The following is a 16139-nucleotide window of genomic DNA, read 5'->3' on the forward strand; positions in this document are numbered from 1 at the left end:
CGGATCAGGCTTACTTCAACGCTCTGACGCCGATGATGGTGGCGGCTTAATCGAGGCGAAAATCCACTTAGCGAAACGCCCGAAACTGTTCAGACAAACCGAGCCAGCTCTGTCCCGCCAAAACGGGGCTCCGGGTTCCTTGCATAGACATGGGGGCCCGCAGCTCGATGACGTCCTTCCCGCCGACTTTGTTGGACGGCTGCGCCTGCGGCGACGTGCTGCGCTTATCGCCGCCCAAAGAGGATGGTCGGCATTCAGGACGTCAACCCTGACTCTCGCCCTATAGCTTCTGTCTGCGCTCCGTCGAACGGTCTGAATGTTTATTTGAGCGGAATTCAGATAGATCCTTCAAAACCGCTTCCCAATCCTCAAGCTCTTTGAAAAGATCGTCACAAAGGTTCGAACTTTCTCCCAGCAGGTCCGCCATTTTATCTCTGCGCTACCGCCTTCGGCTAATTGAGCGCATGGCTCCGGGTTCGGACTTTTTCCTCGCTCCTCCGCCATTCTCCATAAAAACTTGTGTTTCCGAACCCACTTAACGGGATCAGAGCATCCGCCGGGTTTTCAAAATTAATTTTTTGAGCCGAGCTTATCCCATGGGCGTATGTCGGGCTTTCTCCAACGGCTAACCAAACGGCCGCTATGCGGATATTCCGTTGAAAAACTCCTGTTGTTTTAAGTTCTGAACGCTGATGCACTCTCCTTACTGATTTGGGAGAGTCTGGCGATGATGGGTCCGAGGCAGGACGCCTTCGCGTGGTCTTGACGTCTCCTGGGTCAACGCGCCTCTCTGTCTCTGATCACGGAATGCGTCCGGCACTGTCAGCCGGTGCGTGCCGGCTGCGCCTCCAGGGGTGACGTCTTTCTGGGGAACTCGGCGATAACGCGGCTGGCGACGGAGGTGCCCTGTTCCAGGGCCCGCGGCAGGGTGAGGCCTTGCGCGATGCCGGCCAGGTAGCCGGCGTTGAAGCTGTCGCCCGCGCCGATGGTGTCGAACGGGTGTGTCTGCTCGGCGGGAACCTGGCAACGGCCGTCTGCGCCTGCTGCAATCGCGCCGCGGGCGCCGCATTTGACGACCAGAACTGCCTCCGCGCGCAGGTAGCTGCTCAATCGTCCGATCGCCTGCTCCAGATCTTCCGTCCCCGCAAGGCCCATGACTTCCTTGTCGTTGAAAAGACAATGATGCGCGCCGCGCAGCCAGCGAAGGCACATGTCCCTGGCGGAAACGCTCCAGCCGTCGCCCGGCCAGCCCGGATCGATCGCGATCTCCGCGCCGCGGGCGGTGAGGAAGGCCGTCAGGTCGTCATGCGCCTGCAGCAGGCCTGGCATGGCGAAGGCACCGGAAATCAGCACGATGGCGCCGTTGAGCGGCCAGGCCCCCAGGGCGCTTGTGACATCGCTCACCTGGAAGGCATCCAGATGGCCGTTGAAGGACAGGAAGGACCGCTCGGCGTGGTCGAACAGAACCCCGACGGAAATGCCTGTCGGGGCATCGAGGGTACGGACACGGTCGAGAGGTCCGCGGAAACGGGCTCTCAGCATCTCGCCGTGCGGGTCGTTGCCGGTCGCGGAAACCAGTCCGCTGGAGACGCCGAGGCGCTGCAGGACGAGAGCGGTATTCGCGGCCGACCCGCCGGTGCGGTAGTCGGAGCGTTTCAAAAAGACCTCCGTCCCCGGTTCGGGCCACTGGCCGACGGTGCCGAGGACGAGATCTATATTGGTATTGCCAATGACGCAGATCGGGCGGGACATGTTGCTCCTGACGTGACCTAGGGTCTGTGGACAATTAGGTTTGGGTCGCGGCGCGAGCCGGATTTCGGTGTCCGAACAGGAGGAAAGTCCGCAGTGGTGCCCCCCACCACAAGGACTTTCCGACGCAGTCGGGACCGAAATCCGCCGCGTCTCGAAGAGATTTGGCGCAAAATGCCCATTTCGGCGTCCCAATGTCTTGAAAGGGAACACCCTTCCTGCGACCTTGCTTCTTGAACTGGGCGTTTTGCATCCAAACCTCGACCAAATCCTTATTGTCCACAGACCCTAGAGTGCTCAAGCCGGGCGGATCAGCCGCGAACCGGCGCCCCTTCTTCGTCGAAGCGGTGCAGACGCTCGGGCGCCGGTGTCAGATAGACGGGCATGCCGTGCCTGAAGCGCTCGCGCGGGGAAACCCGGGCAACGATGCTCTTGTCGCTCAGGGTTGTGTCCACGTGGACGAAAGTGTCCGAACCGAGAGCTTCCGTCAGGGCGATCTTGCCGCTCCACAGACCGCCTTCGGCGCTCAACGTGAGGTCTTCCGGCCGGACCCCCAGTGTCGCCGCCCCATGCTGGCGCGCGGCATCCCCCGTCAGGAAATTCATTTTGGGACTGCCGATGAATCCGGCGACAAACCGGGACGCGGGGTTTTCGTAAAGCTCGAGCGGTTCGCCGATCTGTTCGACCCGGCCCTTGTTGAGGACGACGATCCTGTCCGCCAGGGTCATCGCCTCGACCTGGTCATGGGTCACGTAGATCATCGTCGTATCGGCGAGCCGCGCGTGCAGGCGGGCGATTTCGACACGGGTTTCGCCTCTGAGCGCGGCGTCCAGATTGGACAATGGTTCATCGAACAGAAACAGCCGCGGCTGACGGGTGATCGCGCGCCCGATGGCGACCCGCTGCCGCTGGCCGCCGGAAAGCGCCTTGGGCTTTCGCTCCAGAAGGCCCTCGATCTGGAGCATGTGCGCGGCCTCGGCGATGCGCCGGGCGATTTCGTCCTTCTTGAGCTTTGCCTGTTCGAGCCCGAACGCCATGTTCTCGTAGACGCTCATATGCGGGTAGAGCGCATAGGACTGGAAGACCATCGATACGCCGCGTTTGGCCGGCAGCACGTCGTTGACGCGCTCGCCCTCGATCATCAGGTCGCCCGAGGAGATTTCCTCCAGACCGGCGATCAGGCGCAAAAGGGTCGATTTTCCGCAGCCCGACGGGCCGACAAAGGCGACGAACTCGCCCTTTTCTATGGAGAGACTGACGTCCTTGAGAACTTCGACGGAACCAAAGCTCTTGGAGACGTTCCTGAGGTCCACGGTGGCCATGGATTTATCCTTTAACGGCGCCGGCTGTGAGGCCGGACACGATCTTGCGCTGGAAAATGAGCACCAGCGCCACGAGCGGGAGCGTGACGATGACCGACGCTGCCATGATGTTCCCCCAGGGGATCTCGAATTCGCTGCGGCCGGAGATGAGGGCGATGGCCACGGGAACCGTGCGCTGGCTGTCGGTCGACAGGAATGTCAGCGCGAACAGGAATTCGTTCCAGGCGTGAATGAACGCCAGAAGCCCCGTGGTGACCATCGCCGGCCACAGCAGCGGCAGGAAGACCCGGCGCACGATCACAAGCGGCGGAGCGCCATCCATGATCGCGGCTTCCTCGATTTCCGACGGCAGTTTGCGCATGAAGGTCGTCAGGACCCAGACGGTGAACGGCAGGGTGAAGATCATGTAGGAGAAGATCAGCGACCACAGAGAGTTGAACAGACCCATCATCCGGATCACCTCGAACAGGCCGGAGAGCACGGCGATCTGCGGAAACATGGAAACGGAAAGAACGGTCAGGAGCAGCAAGGCACGGCCCTTGAAGGGGATCCGCGCCAGAGAGTAGGACGCCGTCACCGCCAGCAGCATCGACAAGACAACCACGACCGTGGCCACGAATATCGAATTCAGGATCTGGTGGCCGAAGACGCCGTTGGTGAAGGCGGACTTGTAGTTGGAAAGGTCGAAGACATGCGGCAGGTAGTTCACGTCGAAAATGGCCTGCCCGCTCTCCAGCGAAGTCAGGATGGCGTAGTAGAACGGAAACACCGCCTGCAGAACGATGACGCCGAGCAGCAGGTAGAAGGCGGCCTTGCGCAGATAGCTTTGAACCTTCATTCCCTGGTCCCACTCAAATCCATACGGGTTGCGTAGATGAAGCCTATGGTGATCATCGCGATGATCAGGAAGAGCAGTGTGGAGGCCGCGGACCCGTAGGCGAATTTGTCGTAATCGAAGAGGTTCTCCCGGGCGAAGACCGACATGGTCCGGGTCTCCGGAGAGTTTGGCGTCAGCACATAGACGATGTCGAAGATGCGCAGCGCGTCGAGCGCCCTGAATACGACGGCAACGAGCATGGCCGGCAGCACGAGGGGCAGGGTGATCCTGCGGAAGGTGCGCACCGGTCCGACGCCGTCAAGCCGGGCGGCTTCATAGATATCGTCCGGTATCATCTGCAGGCCGGCGAGGATGAGCAACGCCATGAACGGCGTCGTCTTCCAGATATCGACCATCATCACCGCGGCCATGGCGGTGTCGGGAGACGCGGTCCAGGCGACAGGCGCGGACAGGATGCCGACGCGCATCAGCATGTCGTTGATGATCCCGAACTGGTCATGCAGCATCCAGCCCCACATCTTGGCCGAAACGACGGTCGGGATTGCCCATGGGATCAGGACGGCGGCCCGCACCACGGCCCGGCCGGGAAACTTCTGGTTCAGCACCAGGGCGATGACCATGCCGAAGATGGTTTCCAGGGTCACGGAGACGAGGGTGAACCTGACCGTGTTCCACACGGCACTCCACCAGCGCCCGTCGACCAGCAGCCCGAGCCATTCGCCGTTGCCGTCTCCGTAATCCAGCCATTCCAGATAATTCCGTATGCCGACAAACCGCGCGGAGCCGAAGGAGGTCAGCGAGGCATCGGTGAAGCCGAACCAGATGGTGCGCAGCAGAGGATAAAGCGCAACGGCGGCCAGCACGAACAGCATCGGGGCCAGGAAGACCCAGGCCGAGCGGGTTCGCTGTCTGGCCAGTCCGGATTGTGGTGCCATTTCATCCTCATTTACGGGTCCGTGACCTGGACGCACGCCCCGCAAGGTCCGGCAAGGGATCTCGCGGAGCGCACTCAGTGGCAGTTACCAGCCGTTGCCGCGCAGGCGTTCCAGGCGGGCATTGAGCTTGGCGAGATTGGCTTTCGCATCGCCCTTGCCGGACAGCGTGTCGTGAACGGCGGTCCAGATTTCGGAGGATACCTCGTTATAGGATTTTCTGGTCGCGGCCGAGGGACGCGGCAGGGCATTCTCGACAACCGGTTTCCACAGCGGAATGAAGGGCTGTTCGGCTCCCACTTCCGCATCGTCATAGACCGACAGCAGGGTCGCGGGGCGCGAACTGTCGATCGCTCGGGCTTTCTGGCTGTCGAAGTCGTTCAGGAAGCGGACGAGTTCGATGGCTTCCTTCTGGTGTTCGGAATATTTCGACACGGCCAGATGCGATCCGCCGAGGGTGGAGGCCGGAGCCATTTCCGCGCCGCCGGACGGAAGTACGGCGACATCCACCTTACCCTTGACGGGGCTGTCGTCGCCGTTCACCAGCGCATAGGCGTAGTTCCAGTTGCGCATGAAGACGGCGTTGCCGGACTGGAAGACGCCGCGGGCATCTTCCTCGGCGTAGTTCAGGACACCCTCCGGCGCGATGGTGCCGACCCAGGACGCGGCCAGGTCGATTGCCTTGGCGGCATTCTCGTTGTTCACGGATATGCTGCCGTCCGCTTCCACGACGTGGCCGCCGCCGCTGGAGGCGATCCATTCCATGGCGTTGCAGGTCAGGCCCTCGTAAGCGGCACCCTGGAAGACGTATCCCCACATGTCCTCGTCGCCCTCGGCCCGCTCACCGTCCATGATTTCCTTGGCGGTTGCGGTCAGCTCCTCCCAGGTTTCGGGAACCGGCTTGCCGTATTTTTCCAGAAGATCCGCGCGGTAATACAGAGCGGGTGCGCCCAGGAACATCGGCAGGGCGACGAGCTTGCCGTCCACCGTCTGGCTTTCGACCGCGGCCGGTACATACTGATCGATGATATCGCTGGTCGCGTCCTTCAGGTCGATGAAATGCTCGGCGATTTGCGGGGCCCAGATCACATCGAGGCGGTAAACGTCAATGTCCTTGGAACCGGCGGCCAGCCAGAGCTTGAACTGGGCGAACTGGTCGGTCGTCCGCTCCGGCATGGAGACGATTTCGACCGTGTTGCCGGTTTCGGCCTCGAACCGGTCGAGCGCGGCGCGCAGGACATCCTGGTCCTTTCCCACCGCTCCGTGAACGATTGCCAGGTCGGTTGCGGCAGCCTGGCTGCAAGCCATCAGCGCGGCGGCCGCGCCTGCCAGAATTATCTTTGATAATGCCATTTCGTATTCCCCTCTTTTATGTGTCAATTCATGCGGTTCTGCAGAAGATGGGCGACGTCCACGCCATTTGTCCGCTCGATTGCCGGAGGCGGACATAGAGATTTTCACCGGTTTCGAAGGCGCCGAGCGGCACCGTTCCGCGCCACTGCCAATCCGCGGGACGGGGCAGCGCGTGAAAGCGCCAGGCCGGGCTGTCGATCGGGCCGAGATTTCCCGAAAGGGCCCCTTCGAGAAGTCTGGCGGCCGGCACTTCGATCCTTTGACCGCACAGGTCCGCGCGGATGACGGCCTCCGCATGGGTGTTCATCCGCAGCGCTATTCCCTGTGTGGCGGATGTGGCGTTGTTCGGGTTGGCTTCCGCCACCACGGAGAAGGCAGCCCGCCCGTCCCGCAGTGAGGCCTGAGGCAGACGATGCGCGGTGTCGTGGCCTTCGAGCGGAGACACGACTTCCGTTCCCCGGAAGCGGGGTTCGAGGCCGAAGATTTCACCGCCGTCGATGGTGACGGTTCCTTCCCATTCGTGATGCGAGCCGCGGGCGCCCCAGCCAAGTTCGAGAAAGAGAATTGTTTCGAAGGTATCCGCATCCTGCGCGACGGGAGAAGGTGAAAGGGCAGGCGAGATTCGCTGATACAGACGCCCGTTCCGCATCACGTCGATTGTGTCGATAAATCCGCCCGCGATTGCCTCGATGTCCAGGGACACGCCGTCTGACGGTTCAATGACCGATCCCTGAATGGCGCTGCCGATCGCGGTCAGAAGGTGGATGCAGTCGCCCGTCAGAGCATTTGTCCGCCGGTCCCGCAAACCGTCCCAGATCGCCTCCCTGGTGTTCGTGGAGGTGTTCGCGGACGCATAGACGCTCATGCGGCCGTGTCCGTAGGAGCCGGGAAAGGCGCTGTGATGGTCGGTATTGCCAACAACGCCGAAAACATGCCCCTCGGAAAGTCCCCGCTGCATGGTGGAATGCCCGTCCACCGGACCCATCGAATGCAGGTAGCTGCGGTCCGTTTCCGACGTCTCGGCGCAGCCATGCATGGAGAACATCTCGACAAAGGGCGAGAGCTCGGGATCGAAGGTGGACCAGTTGATGCCGCGCGCTCCCTGCCGGTAGCCGATATGGTGCGGAAAAGCGAGGGCGCGTCCGGGCAGGGCCGTTTCGAGCATGTCACGTAATTCGTGGGGTGTGTCGGCCAGGTGCAGCGGCTCTGTTTCCAGGTCCTTGTAGACGATGGTGTAGTCGCCATCGGCGCAGGAGTGGATTTCATAGCCGGGGAAAACCGTGAAACCCGGACGGTCCGCCGCTCTCAGGGCCTCGTAATGCGCCTCCCAGCCATTGCGCAGCCTGGCGAAGCCCTTGACGTGGAAATCGACGATATGGGCGACGGACGGATCGTCCACGGGCATGTCCGGCCAGTGCGCATGACCGGTGATTGACAGAAAATCGAGCTGAAGCGCCGCGCGGGCCAGGGCGTCTTGAAAGCGTCCATGGCCGTAGGACAGGTCGCAGTGGTTGTGGATGTCGCCATAAAGGGGCGTCACACCGAGCTTTGCGGCCAGGGGAGTCAGGCGTTCGGGCAGCTTGGTCCGGTTCATAGGAACTCCATCGTCTGCGGATTGACCGCGCGGCCGTGATTGCGGAGGCTGAGATGCGCCGCGTTGACGATCCGCAGCGATGCGACACCGTCGGAAATGCCGACAGGCGGCATTTCGCCATCGCAATAGCGGCGCATGCGGCGGACGAGCTCCAGATCCGCGCCGAAATGCGAGCTGCCGCTGTCCTCGGCGCTTGCGTCGATCACCTCGCGATGTTCGCCATGCTGGCTCACCACATCGATGGCGCCCGAATGCCGCTCCATCCGCAGGCGGCCGTTTTCGCCGACGATCTCCAGTGTTTCCTGGTCTTCCGAATAAGGACCGAAGATCGTGAAGAACAGGCACGCCTTGATGCCGTTTTCATATTGCACCGAGATGATGGCGTGATCGTCGATATCGGAACCGGGAAGGTAGACGCAATTGTCGTTCCGGTCCTGGGGATCGCGCGCCGAGAGCCAGCTTGCATTGGGAACACGGCCAACGCCTTCAGCCTTGTCGATCAGGGTCTCGTGGCGGCGGTAGGGGCACTCCCGGTCACATTCCGCACAGCGTTCGGGCGCATTCGGATCCGGTGTGAAAATGGATGATCTTCCTCCGATCGCGTTGACGGAAACAGGTTTGCTGCGGGCGATCCAGTTGAACACGTCGAAATGATGCGAGCCCTTGTCGTTGATGGCGCCGCCGGACAGGGAGTTGGTCCGGTGCCAGAGCTGGAGATAACGCGTATAGGGGATGACAGAGCGCAGCAGAATCATCCGGGGAGAGCCGATGGCCGGTGTCCGGGCCCTGTCGACGACCGCAATCCACGGACGCTCGTAGCGGCGCGTGAAGCCCATCATGAACGGCCTTGCCGCGTCTTTTTCGATCCGGGCGATCTCTTCCGCATCTTCAAGCGTCACGGAAATGGGCTTGTCGAGATAAACGAGTTTTCCGGCTTTTGCGGCGGCTTCCACCGGTTTCACATGCGCGTGGGTGTGCGTCGTGACGATGACAAGGTCCACGTCCGGATGCGTGACCGCCTGGTCCAGGGAGCCGGCGGCCTGAACCGTGAAGTCGATGCCGGCGGACCGGTAGACCTCATCCAGGTGCTGCACCGCCTGCTCGGTGCGATCCTGTATCCGGTCGAATACCGTGACGATCCTGAACCCGGTTTCTTCGGCTGTCTCCGCCATCCGGGTCCCGACATAATAAATGCCGCGTTCGCCCGCGCCAATGATGGCGACGCCCTTCGCTCGGGTCTTGCCGTCTTGAGCGGCGGCTTCTTGCGCGGTATCGGCCTGGAGAGTCATTTACAGTCCCGTGATAAAAATTACAGGACAAACGTATGTGAGTATAACTTGGACGTGAAGTGAAGTTATACTCACTTTCGCCGGTTTTGGACACTCCCGAAGGTGGCGCGGTGAACTGGAAGATAGTGGATGTCCGGTTCTTTATCCCGCCCGGCGAGGCGGTCCGAAATGACCTTCTCGAACAGCCGGATCTTTTCGGCATTCGAGCATCCCACGATATCGAACCTGTCGTTGTGTTCCGACTGGAAGTCGACGCTTCCCAGCATCACGACCGAGAGGTCTTGCCCAATTCCGACGTTGAGATCCAGCAAGGCGCGCTCAAGAATATAGCCTTCCACAACGCCCCAGACGACTATCGCGCTGAACGGGAAACGGCCGTCCGGATTGCGCAATCGCGACAGCCTGTCTGAAATTTCAGCGCTTGTGTAATCGCCCGGCAGCGCATCCAGTTCAATCAGCCAGCTGGTGCCCGGACCGCTGGTTTGCCGCAAGCTGGTATATTCCCGCCTTGCCATGGCGATCTGCCGGGCGGGATGGGACGATGTCAGAAAGGCGATGTCCTCGTGGCCGGCATCCATAAGGTAGCGGTAGGCCGCACCCAGGGCCTCGCGCCAGTTGGTCCCTATGCCATCGACGTCCAGCCCGGTCGCGGACACGCCATCCACCACCACGAAGTCGGCATGCTGGTTGATTTCCGCCAGAAACGGGATCGACAGATTGGCGAAATGGACCTGAACCAGGCAGACCCTGAAACGTCCCAGGCGCGCAAGCACGCCTGTTGCCTGGTCTTCTTCGGTAAAGCCGACCATCAGCAGGCTCTTGCCCCCGGCCTTCAGCCGCCGCTCGATTTCCATCAGCAGGTTCCGCGCCAGACGGCTGTCGGAGAGGCGGTAGAGGATCAGTACATCCGTCCTGGGGGCATCGGGTTGCGGCGGCAGGGGAATGACAATGCCGGCGCCGCGCCTCGATGTCAGCCTGCCGGAAGCCAGGTAAGGGGCAAGGACCGCCTCGATCGTGCGCTGCGCCGTCGAAAACCGCCGCATCATCTGCCGGACGGTCGGCAGCCGCGCTCCCGGCCCTCTGGTCTCGATTTCGGTGTCAAGCCAGGCCCGAATCTCCGAATGCAGATCCTTACTGTGACGGGTCATGACGGAAAATATGCGAGACGTCGCCGCTCATGGTTTCGATTGACCTTGTTCCAGGGGACGCACTCACTTCCCCGCACAATAACATGCCTCATAGGCGTCCTGGCCGAGGGCGGTCTGGGCGCAGGTATAGGCCTGCCAGTTCGATGTGTCGATCTGATCGGTGCCCTGAGCCGTCACGGCATAGAGTTCGCTGAACCGCTTGCGCAGGGTCGCGTCGCTCTCGAGCCGGGCGGCCAGTGTCGCGCGGCTGGCGGGCATGAGATCCGCGATGGCATAGGTGCCGCGGTAGACATATTCGACCTGCCGGTTCGGCAGGGCGCCTTTCGCGGTGGCGGCAAGGTTCGACAGACAGAATCTTGCTGAATCCGTCAGCGCAAACGCAATTCTGTTCGGCATCCCGGGTGTTCCTGAATTTGATCTCGTTGTCTCGCCAGCCTAGAGGAACATGCTGTCCCGCGGAAACATTGAAAACCGGAAAAGGGCCGCTTCCCGTCGGGTGCCTGCGCTGCGCGCGCCGGTCCCGCGGAAAACGGCCCTTCCAGGGGCTTGGAGCCCGAGGTGGGTGATCCTGCGTTCAACTGAACGCGGGAGCCGCTAGTTCTTCACGGTGTCTTCCAGGAAGAACCGGCCGAGCGGGTTCTGGTAGAAGCCCTCGATATTGGCCCGCGAGACGTTGCGGTACGGGCTGTAATAGAGGTCGATCCAGTTCACGTCGTCCTTGGCGGTTTTCTGCAGCTCGACATACATTTCCTCGCGTTTGGCCGGGTCCATTTCCACCCTTGCATCCGCGACGAGCTGCTTGACCGTGTCGTTGTTGTAGCGGGTCATGTAGTTCATGTTGGTGTCGTGGCCGAGCACGAAGGTCGTCTTCTGGTCCGGGTCGAGAATGTCGTTGGTCCAGTACATGACCGACAGGTCGTAGTCGCCCGCGACCAGCATGTCCCAGGTCTGGCTCGGATCCATCTTGATCAGGTTGACGGTGATCCCGGCCTGGGCGAGCTGCTGCTGCAGCAGGATGGCGATCTGCTCGTCGACCTCGTCGCCCGCATTGACCAGATAGTCGAGCGTCAGTCCTTCGGCGCCCGCCTCGCTCAGCATCTGCTTGGCTTTTTCCGGATCGTAGGGACGCTTGAGGTTGTCCGCGTAATGGTAGAGCGCGCCCTTGGGGACAAAGGAATAGGCGACCTCGCCGATACCGAATGTGACCGCGTCGACCACGGCCTGCTTGTCGATGGCAAGGTCGAGGGCCTGGCGGACTTCCTTCTTCGCCAGCTCGGGGCTCTCGTGGTTGATCAGCAGATGATCCTCACGGGTGGAGGGATCGAGCTCGACCTTGAGATCCGGGTTCTGCTTGAGCTGCTCGATACGGGAGAAGGGGACGAAGATGGCGGCATCCAGCTCACCAGCCTCGATCTTCAGCATGCGGGTATTGTCGTCGGGAATGGAGATCCATTCCACCCCGTCGAGCGACACCCGGTCCGCTTCCCAGAATTCCGGGTTCTTTGCAAGGATCACACGGTCGCCGCGCAGCCAGTCTTCCACCACGAACGCGCCGGAAGCGACGGGTTTTTCCGCGTAGGCTTCAGGCCCCATGCTTTCCATGCCGGCCTTGGAGATGATCGAGGCGCCGGGCATAGCAAGAGACGAGAGGAAGGGGGCGGAGGCTTCCGACAGCGTGAGAACAAGCGTCTTCGGGTCGGGTGTCTCCATCTTCGAGATCACCTTGTAGGAATCGCTCCAAAGGGACCCCTCGTCGTCGCGGATGCGCGTCAGGCTGTAGGCCGCGTCCTCGGCGGTGATCGGCGAGCCGTCGGAGAATTTCGCGTCGCGCATGGTGAATGCGTAGGTCAGTCCGTCGTCGGAGACGGTCCAGCTTTCCGCGAGACCCGGCTCCAGCTTCGTCCCCGTCTTGTCGACACGCACCAGAACGTCATAGACATTGGCGAAGACCCAGAAGTCGATATTCTGGGCGGTCATGATCGGATCGAAGGTGGAGGAATCCTCCCGCCGTCCGATGGTCAGCACGCCCGCCGCTTCCGCGATGCTTGTGCCGAGTGTGAGCGCCGAGAGGGCGGTTGCCGCCGCCAGGCGTATTAGTTGGCGTTTTTTCATCTGTCCTGTTCCCCTTTTATAGTCGGTTCAGATCCTGATCTCCCCGGGAGGGAGAATGCATGCGGCCCTGTGGGGCCCGTCACGCCCCAAACGGGGCGGTTCGCCGGTGCTGCAGTCCGGGAGGGCATTCGGGCACCGGGGATGGAAGGCGCATCCGCAGGGAAGCGCGATGGGACTGGGCGGTTCGCCGGCCAGCGGGTTTTCCGGCAGGCCGCGGTCGGGATCGATATCGGGAATGGCCCGCAGCAGCGAGGCCGTATAGGGATGGCGGGGTTCGGTGAACACCTCTTCGGTCGGTCCGGTCTCTACGATCCTGCCCAGATACATGACGGCGACGCGGTCGCAGAGACGCCGCACGATGGCGAGATCATGGGCGATGAAGATGATCGCCATGCCGATCTGCTCGCGCAGGTCCATCAGCAGATTGAGGATCTGTCCCTGGATCGATACGTCGAGCGCGGCGACGCATTCATCCGCCACGATCAGCTTGGGTTCGACAGCAAGAGCCCGCGCGATCCCGATGCGCTGGCACTGACCGCCGGAGAGATCCAGCGGCCGTGAGTTGGCATAGCCCGCGTCGAGTCCAACCAGATTCAGGAGTTCGGCAATCCTGGAGCCGATCCGGGACGAAGGAACCTTCCTGTGAACCCGCAGCACCTCGGCGATCGCATCGCCGACACGCATGCGCGGATTGAGGGCACCGTATGGATCCTGGAAAATCATCGCGCTCTGGCGCCGCAGGCGGTTCAGGTCACCGACCGTCGCCCGCGCCATGTCCGTGCCGTCGAACACGATTTCGCCGGAGGTCAGCTCGCCGAGACGAAGGATGGCGCGGCCCAACGTGCTTTTGCCGCTGCCGGATTCGCCGACCAGCCCGAGCGTTTCTCCGGGCATGACGGCAAGCGAAACGTCGTTGACGGCCCGCAGCGGCGGTGTGCGCAGGCCCGGAATGAAGCCCGTGCCGCCGAAATGGACGTTGAGACCGGTCACTTCCAGAAGGGGGGCGGGTTTGACGTTCATGTCGCCGCCTCCGCCGGTGTGTGTGGGATTGGGTGATGACAGGCAACCTGATGACCGGGGCCGGACGTGACGAGGTCCGGGCACACGGTCGAGCACCACTCGTCGACGCGCGGACAGCGCGGATGGAACCGGCAGCCCGCCGGCATGTGCCCGATACGCGGCGGCTGGCCGTTGATGGTGCGCACCCTTTCGCCCGGATGCCCCTCGGCTGGCTGGCAGGCGACGAGACCGGCGGTGTAGGGATGCCTTCCGCTGCCGATCACCTCCCGCTTGCCGCCAAGCTCCACGATGCGCCCGCCATACATCACCGCGACCCTGTCGCAGATCTGCGAGACGATGCCCAGATCATGGGTGATGAAGATGATGGAGACCCCGCGCGTGTCGCGCAGATCGGTCAGGAGTTTCAGGATCTGTGCCTGAACCGTGACATCGAGGGCGGTCGTCGGTTCATCCGCAATGAGGATGTCCGGGTCGCAGGCCAGGGCGACGGCGATCATGGCCCGCTGGCGCATGCCGCCGGAAAATTCGTGCGCATACGCATTATAGCGCCGCTCCGGATCGGGAATGCCGACCTGCCGCAGGATTTCGACGGCCCGACCGCGGGCTTCCTTCCTGCTCACCGCCTTGTGGAAACGGATGCTCTCGGCGATCTGTTTGCCGATGGACATGACCGGATCGAGATGGCTGGAAGGGTTCTGGAAGATCATGCCGATCGATCCGCCGCGCACGTCCCGCATGGCGCGCTCGTCGAATGTAAAGATATCTTCGCCCTTCAGGATGGCGCTGCCGCCGGAGACCGAAAGGCGGCTGCTCTGCAGCAGCCGGATCAGGGCGCGCGAGGTCATGCTCTTGCCCGAGCCGCTTTCTCCGACCAGGCCGAGGATTTCCCCGCGCTGCAGGTCGAAGGAGACCTGATCCACAATGGTATGGGTGGTTCCCTCGACTTGGGCGACGACCGACAGGTCGCGGACGCTGAGGATGGGTTCGCTCATTCGCGCACCCCCAGAAGTTCGCCCAGGCCATCGGCAAGCAGGCTGAACCCCATGGCCAGCGTCACGATGGCGATGCCGGGGAACGTGGTGATCCACCAGGCCGAGGTAATGAAGCTCTGGCCTTCGGCGATCATGATGCCCCATTCGGCTGTCGGTGGCTGCACGCCGAGACCGAGATAGCTGATCGCAGCCCCGTTGAGCAGAACCAGCACCGCGTCCGACATGGAAAACACGACGGACCCGAGGATCGCGTTGGGCAGCAGATGGCGGAACATGATCCTGGAATGACTGTAGCCGAGACTGGTAGCCGCCAGAACGAAATCGGAGGACTTGATGACAAGGATCTGCGCCCTGACGAGACGGGCATAGGAGACCCAGCCGACCAGCGCCATGGCGACATAGAAACTGGAAAGGCCCGGCTTCAGAATGACGATGATCGCCATCATCAGAACCAGGAACGGAAAGGCCAGGACCACATCGATGATGCGCATCAGGACCGTGTCGATCCAGCCGCCGAAATAACCGGCGCAACTGCCCAGCGTCGTTCCGATCAGAAACGGAAAGACGACACCGAAAAGGGCGATCTGCAGGTCGATCCGCGCACCCCAGACGATGCGCGACAGGATATCCCGGCCGAAATTGTCGGTGCCGAACCAGTGAACGGAATTTGGCGGTTGCAGCCGGGCGGTCCCGTCCTGAAAGATAGGATCGTAGGGCGCAAGCAAGGGCGCCATGACGGCCAGCGCGAACCAGATCAGGAGGATCGCGCCGCCGAGATAAAGCGGCAGCGGACCGCCGCCGAAGGCAAGGCGGAACCCGGCGCGCGCGGTCTGTGTTCGCGCCAGGGTCATAGCTTCACCCTCGGGTCCGCGGCGACGGTCAGGATGTCCGCCAGGAAATTGACCAGCACGGTGGCCAGCGCGAAGCACATGGCGACGCCCTGGACGACCATGTAGTCGCGGGTGAAGATGCCGCGCACCAGCAACTGGCCCATGCCGGGAATGGCGAAAACGCTTTCCAGAACCACCGTGCCGCTGATCAGCCAGCCGATATTGATGGCCAGCAGGTTGATTGTCGGGACGAGCGAGTTCGGCATGACGTGACGCCAGAACACCTGTCCTTCCGGAAGTCCGCGGGCGCGGGCCGCCGTCGCCTGGTCGGAATTGAGCTCGGCCAGCAGGCTGGCGCGCAGGTTGCGCGTCAGCACGGCGGACAGCGCAAGCGCCGCCGTCAGGCAGGGCAGGACCATATGGTGCGCCTTGTCCACAAATGTGCGGCCGTACCCGCTTACCGGAAACAGGTCGAGCTGCACGCTGAAGACGATGATCAGCATGATGCCCAGCCAGAAAGCGGGAAATCCGAGCCCGGCGGTGCTCACGAGGCGGATGATATGATCGGCTGCCGAACCGCGGTTGCGGGCCGCGATGGCCGCCAGCGGAATGGCGATCAGCAGGGCGAGGCAGACCGCGCCGGTGACCAGGACCGCGGTCGGCTCGATCCGGGTGGCGATCAGTTTCAGGACGTCGACCTTGTAGAGGATCGACCGGCCCATTTCGCCCTGGAAGAGGTTCTTGACGAAGTAGAAATACTGCATCCAGATCGGCTCGTTGAGGCCGAACTGGTCCCGGATGCGCTCGATGGCGCCGGGGGTGCTGCGCGGTCCCAGCAGCACGCGGACGGGATCTCCGGGGATCGAGCGGATGAGCACGAAAGTGATGATGCTGATGCCCACCAGGACGGGCAGCAGTTGAAACGGACGGAAAAGAACGAAGCGGTATCGGTTCAACGGC

The 16139-nt window shown here is 62.3% G+C and carries 13 protein-coding genes and 2 pseudogenes; all 15 read right to left on the reverse strand.

Going from position 1 to position 16139, the window contains the following annotated elements; genetic code table 11:
• Positions 1–822 precede the first annotated feature (822 nt).
• Entirely contained in the window at positions 823–1752 is a 930-nt protein-coding gene (locus CLV41_RS25490) for a carbohydrate kinase family protein (protein WP_103225317.1), read from the reverse strand.
• A 308-nt stretch (positions 1753–2060) separates the two neighbouring features.
• Positions 2061–3071 carry an ABC transporter ATP-binding protein gene (locus tag CLV41_RS25500; RefSeq protein ID WP_103225319.1) on the reverse strand — a complete coding sequence of 337 codons (1011 nt, stop codon included), beginning with the start codon at positions 3069–3071 and terminating at the stop codon, positions 2061–2063.
• 4 nt (positions 3072–3075) lie between these two features.
• Positions 3076–3909 (reverse strand): carbohydrate ABC transporter permease, encoded by an 834-nt coding sequence (locus tag CLV41_RS25505; RefSeq protein ID WP_103225320.1) that lies wholly within the window; start codon positions 3907–3909, stop codon positions 3076–3078.
• Positions 3906–4844, reverse strand: coding sequence for a carbohydrate ABC transporter permease (locus CLV41_RS25510; RefSeq protein WP_103225321.1), 939 nt, complete (start codon positions 4842–4844; stop codon positions 3906–3908). Before CLV41_RS25510 ends, CLV41_RS25505 begins: the two co-directional genes overlap by 4 nt.
• Positions 4845–4928: 84 nt before the next feature.
• Positions 4929–6194: an ABC transporter substrate-binding protein gene (locus CLV41_RS25515; protein WP_103225322.1), complete on the reverse strand. Its 1266-nt coding sequence runs from the start codon at positions 6192–6194 to the stop codon at positions 4929–4931.
• A 28-nt stretch (positions 6195–6222) separates the two neighbouring features.
• Positions 6223–7788: a PHP domain-containing protein gene (locus CLV41_RS25520; RefSeq protein ID WP_103225323.1), complete on the reverse strand. Its 1566-nt coding sequence runs from the start codon at positions 7786–7788 to the stop codon at positions 6223–6225.
• Positions 7785–9077 carry a Gfo/Idh/MocA family protein gene (locus CLV41_RS25525; RefSeq protein ID WP_103225324.1) on the reverse strand — a complete coding sequence of 431 codons (1293 nt, stop codon included), beginning with the start codon at positions 9075–9077 and terminating at the stop codon, positions 7785–7787. The genes CLV41_RS25520 and CLV41_RS25525 overlap by 4 nt, the downstream gene beginning before the upstream one ends.
• Positions 9078–9148: 71 nt before the next feature.
• A complete protein-coding gene (locus CLV41_RS25530) occupies positions 9149–10225 on the reverse strand; it encodes a LacI family DNA-binding transcriptional regulator (RefSeq protein ID WP_103225325.1) in 1077 nt (358 codons plus the stop codon).
• 63 nt (positions 10226–10288) lie between these two features.
• Positions 10289–10621, reverse strand: coding sequence for a hypothetical protein (locus CLV41_RS25535; RefSeq protein ID WP_103225326.1), 333 nt, complete (start codon positions 10619–10621; stop codon positions 10289–10291).
• Between the two features lie 198 nt (positions 10622–10819).
• Positions 10820–12337, reverse strand: coding sequence for an ABC transporter substrate-binding protein (locus CLV41_RS25540; RefSeq protein WP_103225327.1), 1518 nt, complete (start codon positions 12335–12337; stop codon positions 10820–10822).
• A 27-nt stretch (positions 12338–12364) separates the two neighbouring features.
• Complete coding sequence (locus CLV41_RS25545) at positions 12365–13357, reverse strand: ABC transporter ATP-binding protein (protein ID WP_103225328.1); 993 nt, start codon at positions 13355–13357, stop codon at positions 12365–12367.
• Positions 13354–13590, reverse strand: a pseudogene (locus tag CLV41_RS28415) (oligopeptide/dipeptide ABC transporter ATP-binding protein); the annotation flags it as partial. The pseudogene CLV41_RS28415 and the gene CLV41_RS25545, both read right to left, overlap by 4 nt.
• Positions 13564–14349: pseudogene (locus tag CLV41_RS25550) on the reverse strand (ABC transporter ATP-binding protein); the annotation flags it as partial. The pseudogenes CLV41_RS28415 and CLV41_RS25550, both read right to left, overlap by 27 nt.
• Entirely contained in the window at positions 14346–15200 is an 855-nt protein-coding gene (locus CLV41_RS25555; RefSeq protein WP_103225330.1) for an ABC transporter permease, read from the reverse strand. The pseudogene CLV41_RS25550 and the gene CLV41_RS25555, both read right to left, overlap by 4 nt.
• Positions 15197–16135, reverse strand: coding sequence for an ABC transporter permease (locus CLV41_RS25560; RefSeq protein WP_103225331.1), 939 nt, complete (start codon positions 16133–16135; stop codon positions 15197–15199). Before CLV41_RS25560 ends, CLV41_RS25555 begins: the two co-directional genes overlap by 4 nt.
• Between the last annotated feature and the right edge of the window lie 4 nt (positions 16136–16139).

Source organism: Roseibium marinum, assembly GCF_002906165.1.
GTDB lineage: Bacteria > Pseudomonadota > Alphaproteobacteria > Rhizobiales > Stappiaceae > Roseibium > Roseibium marinum.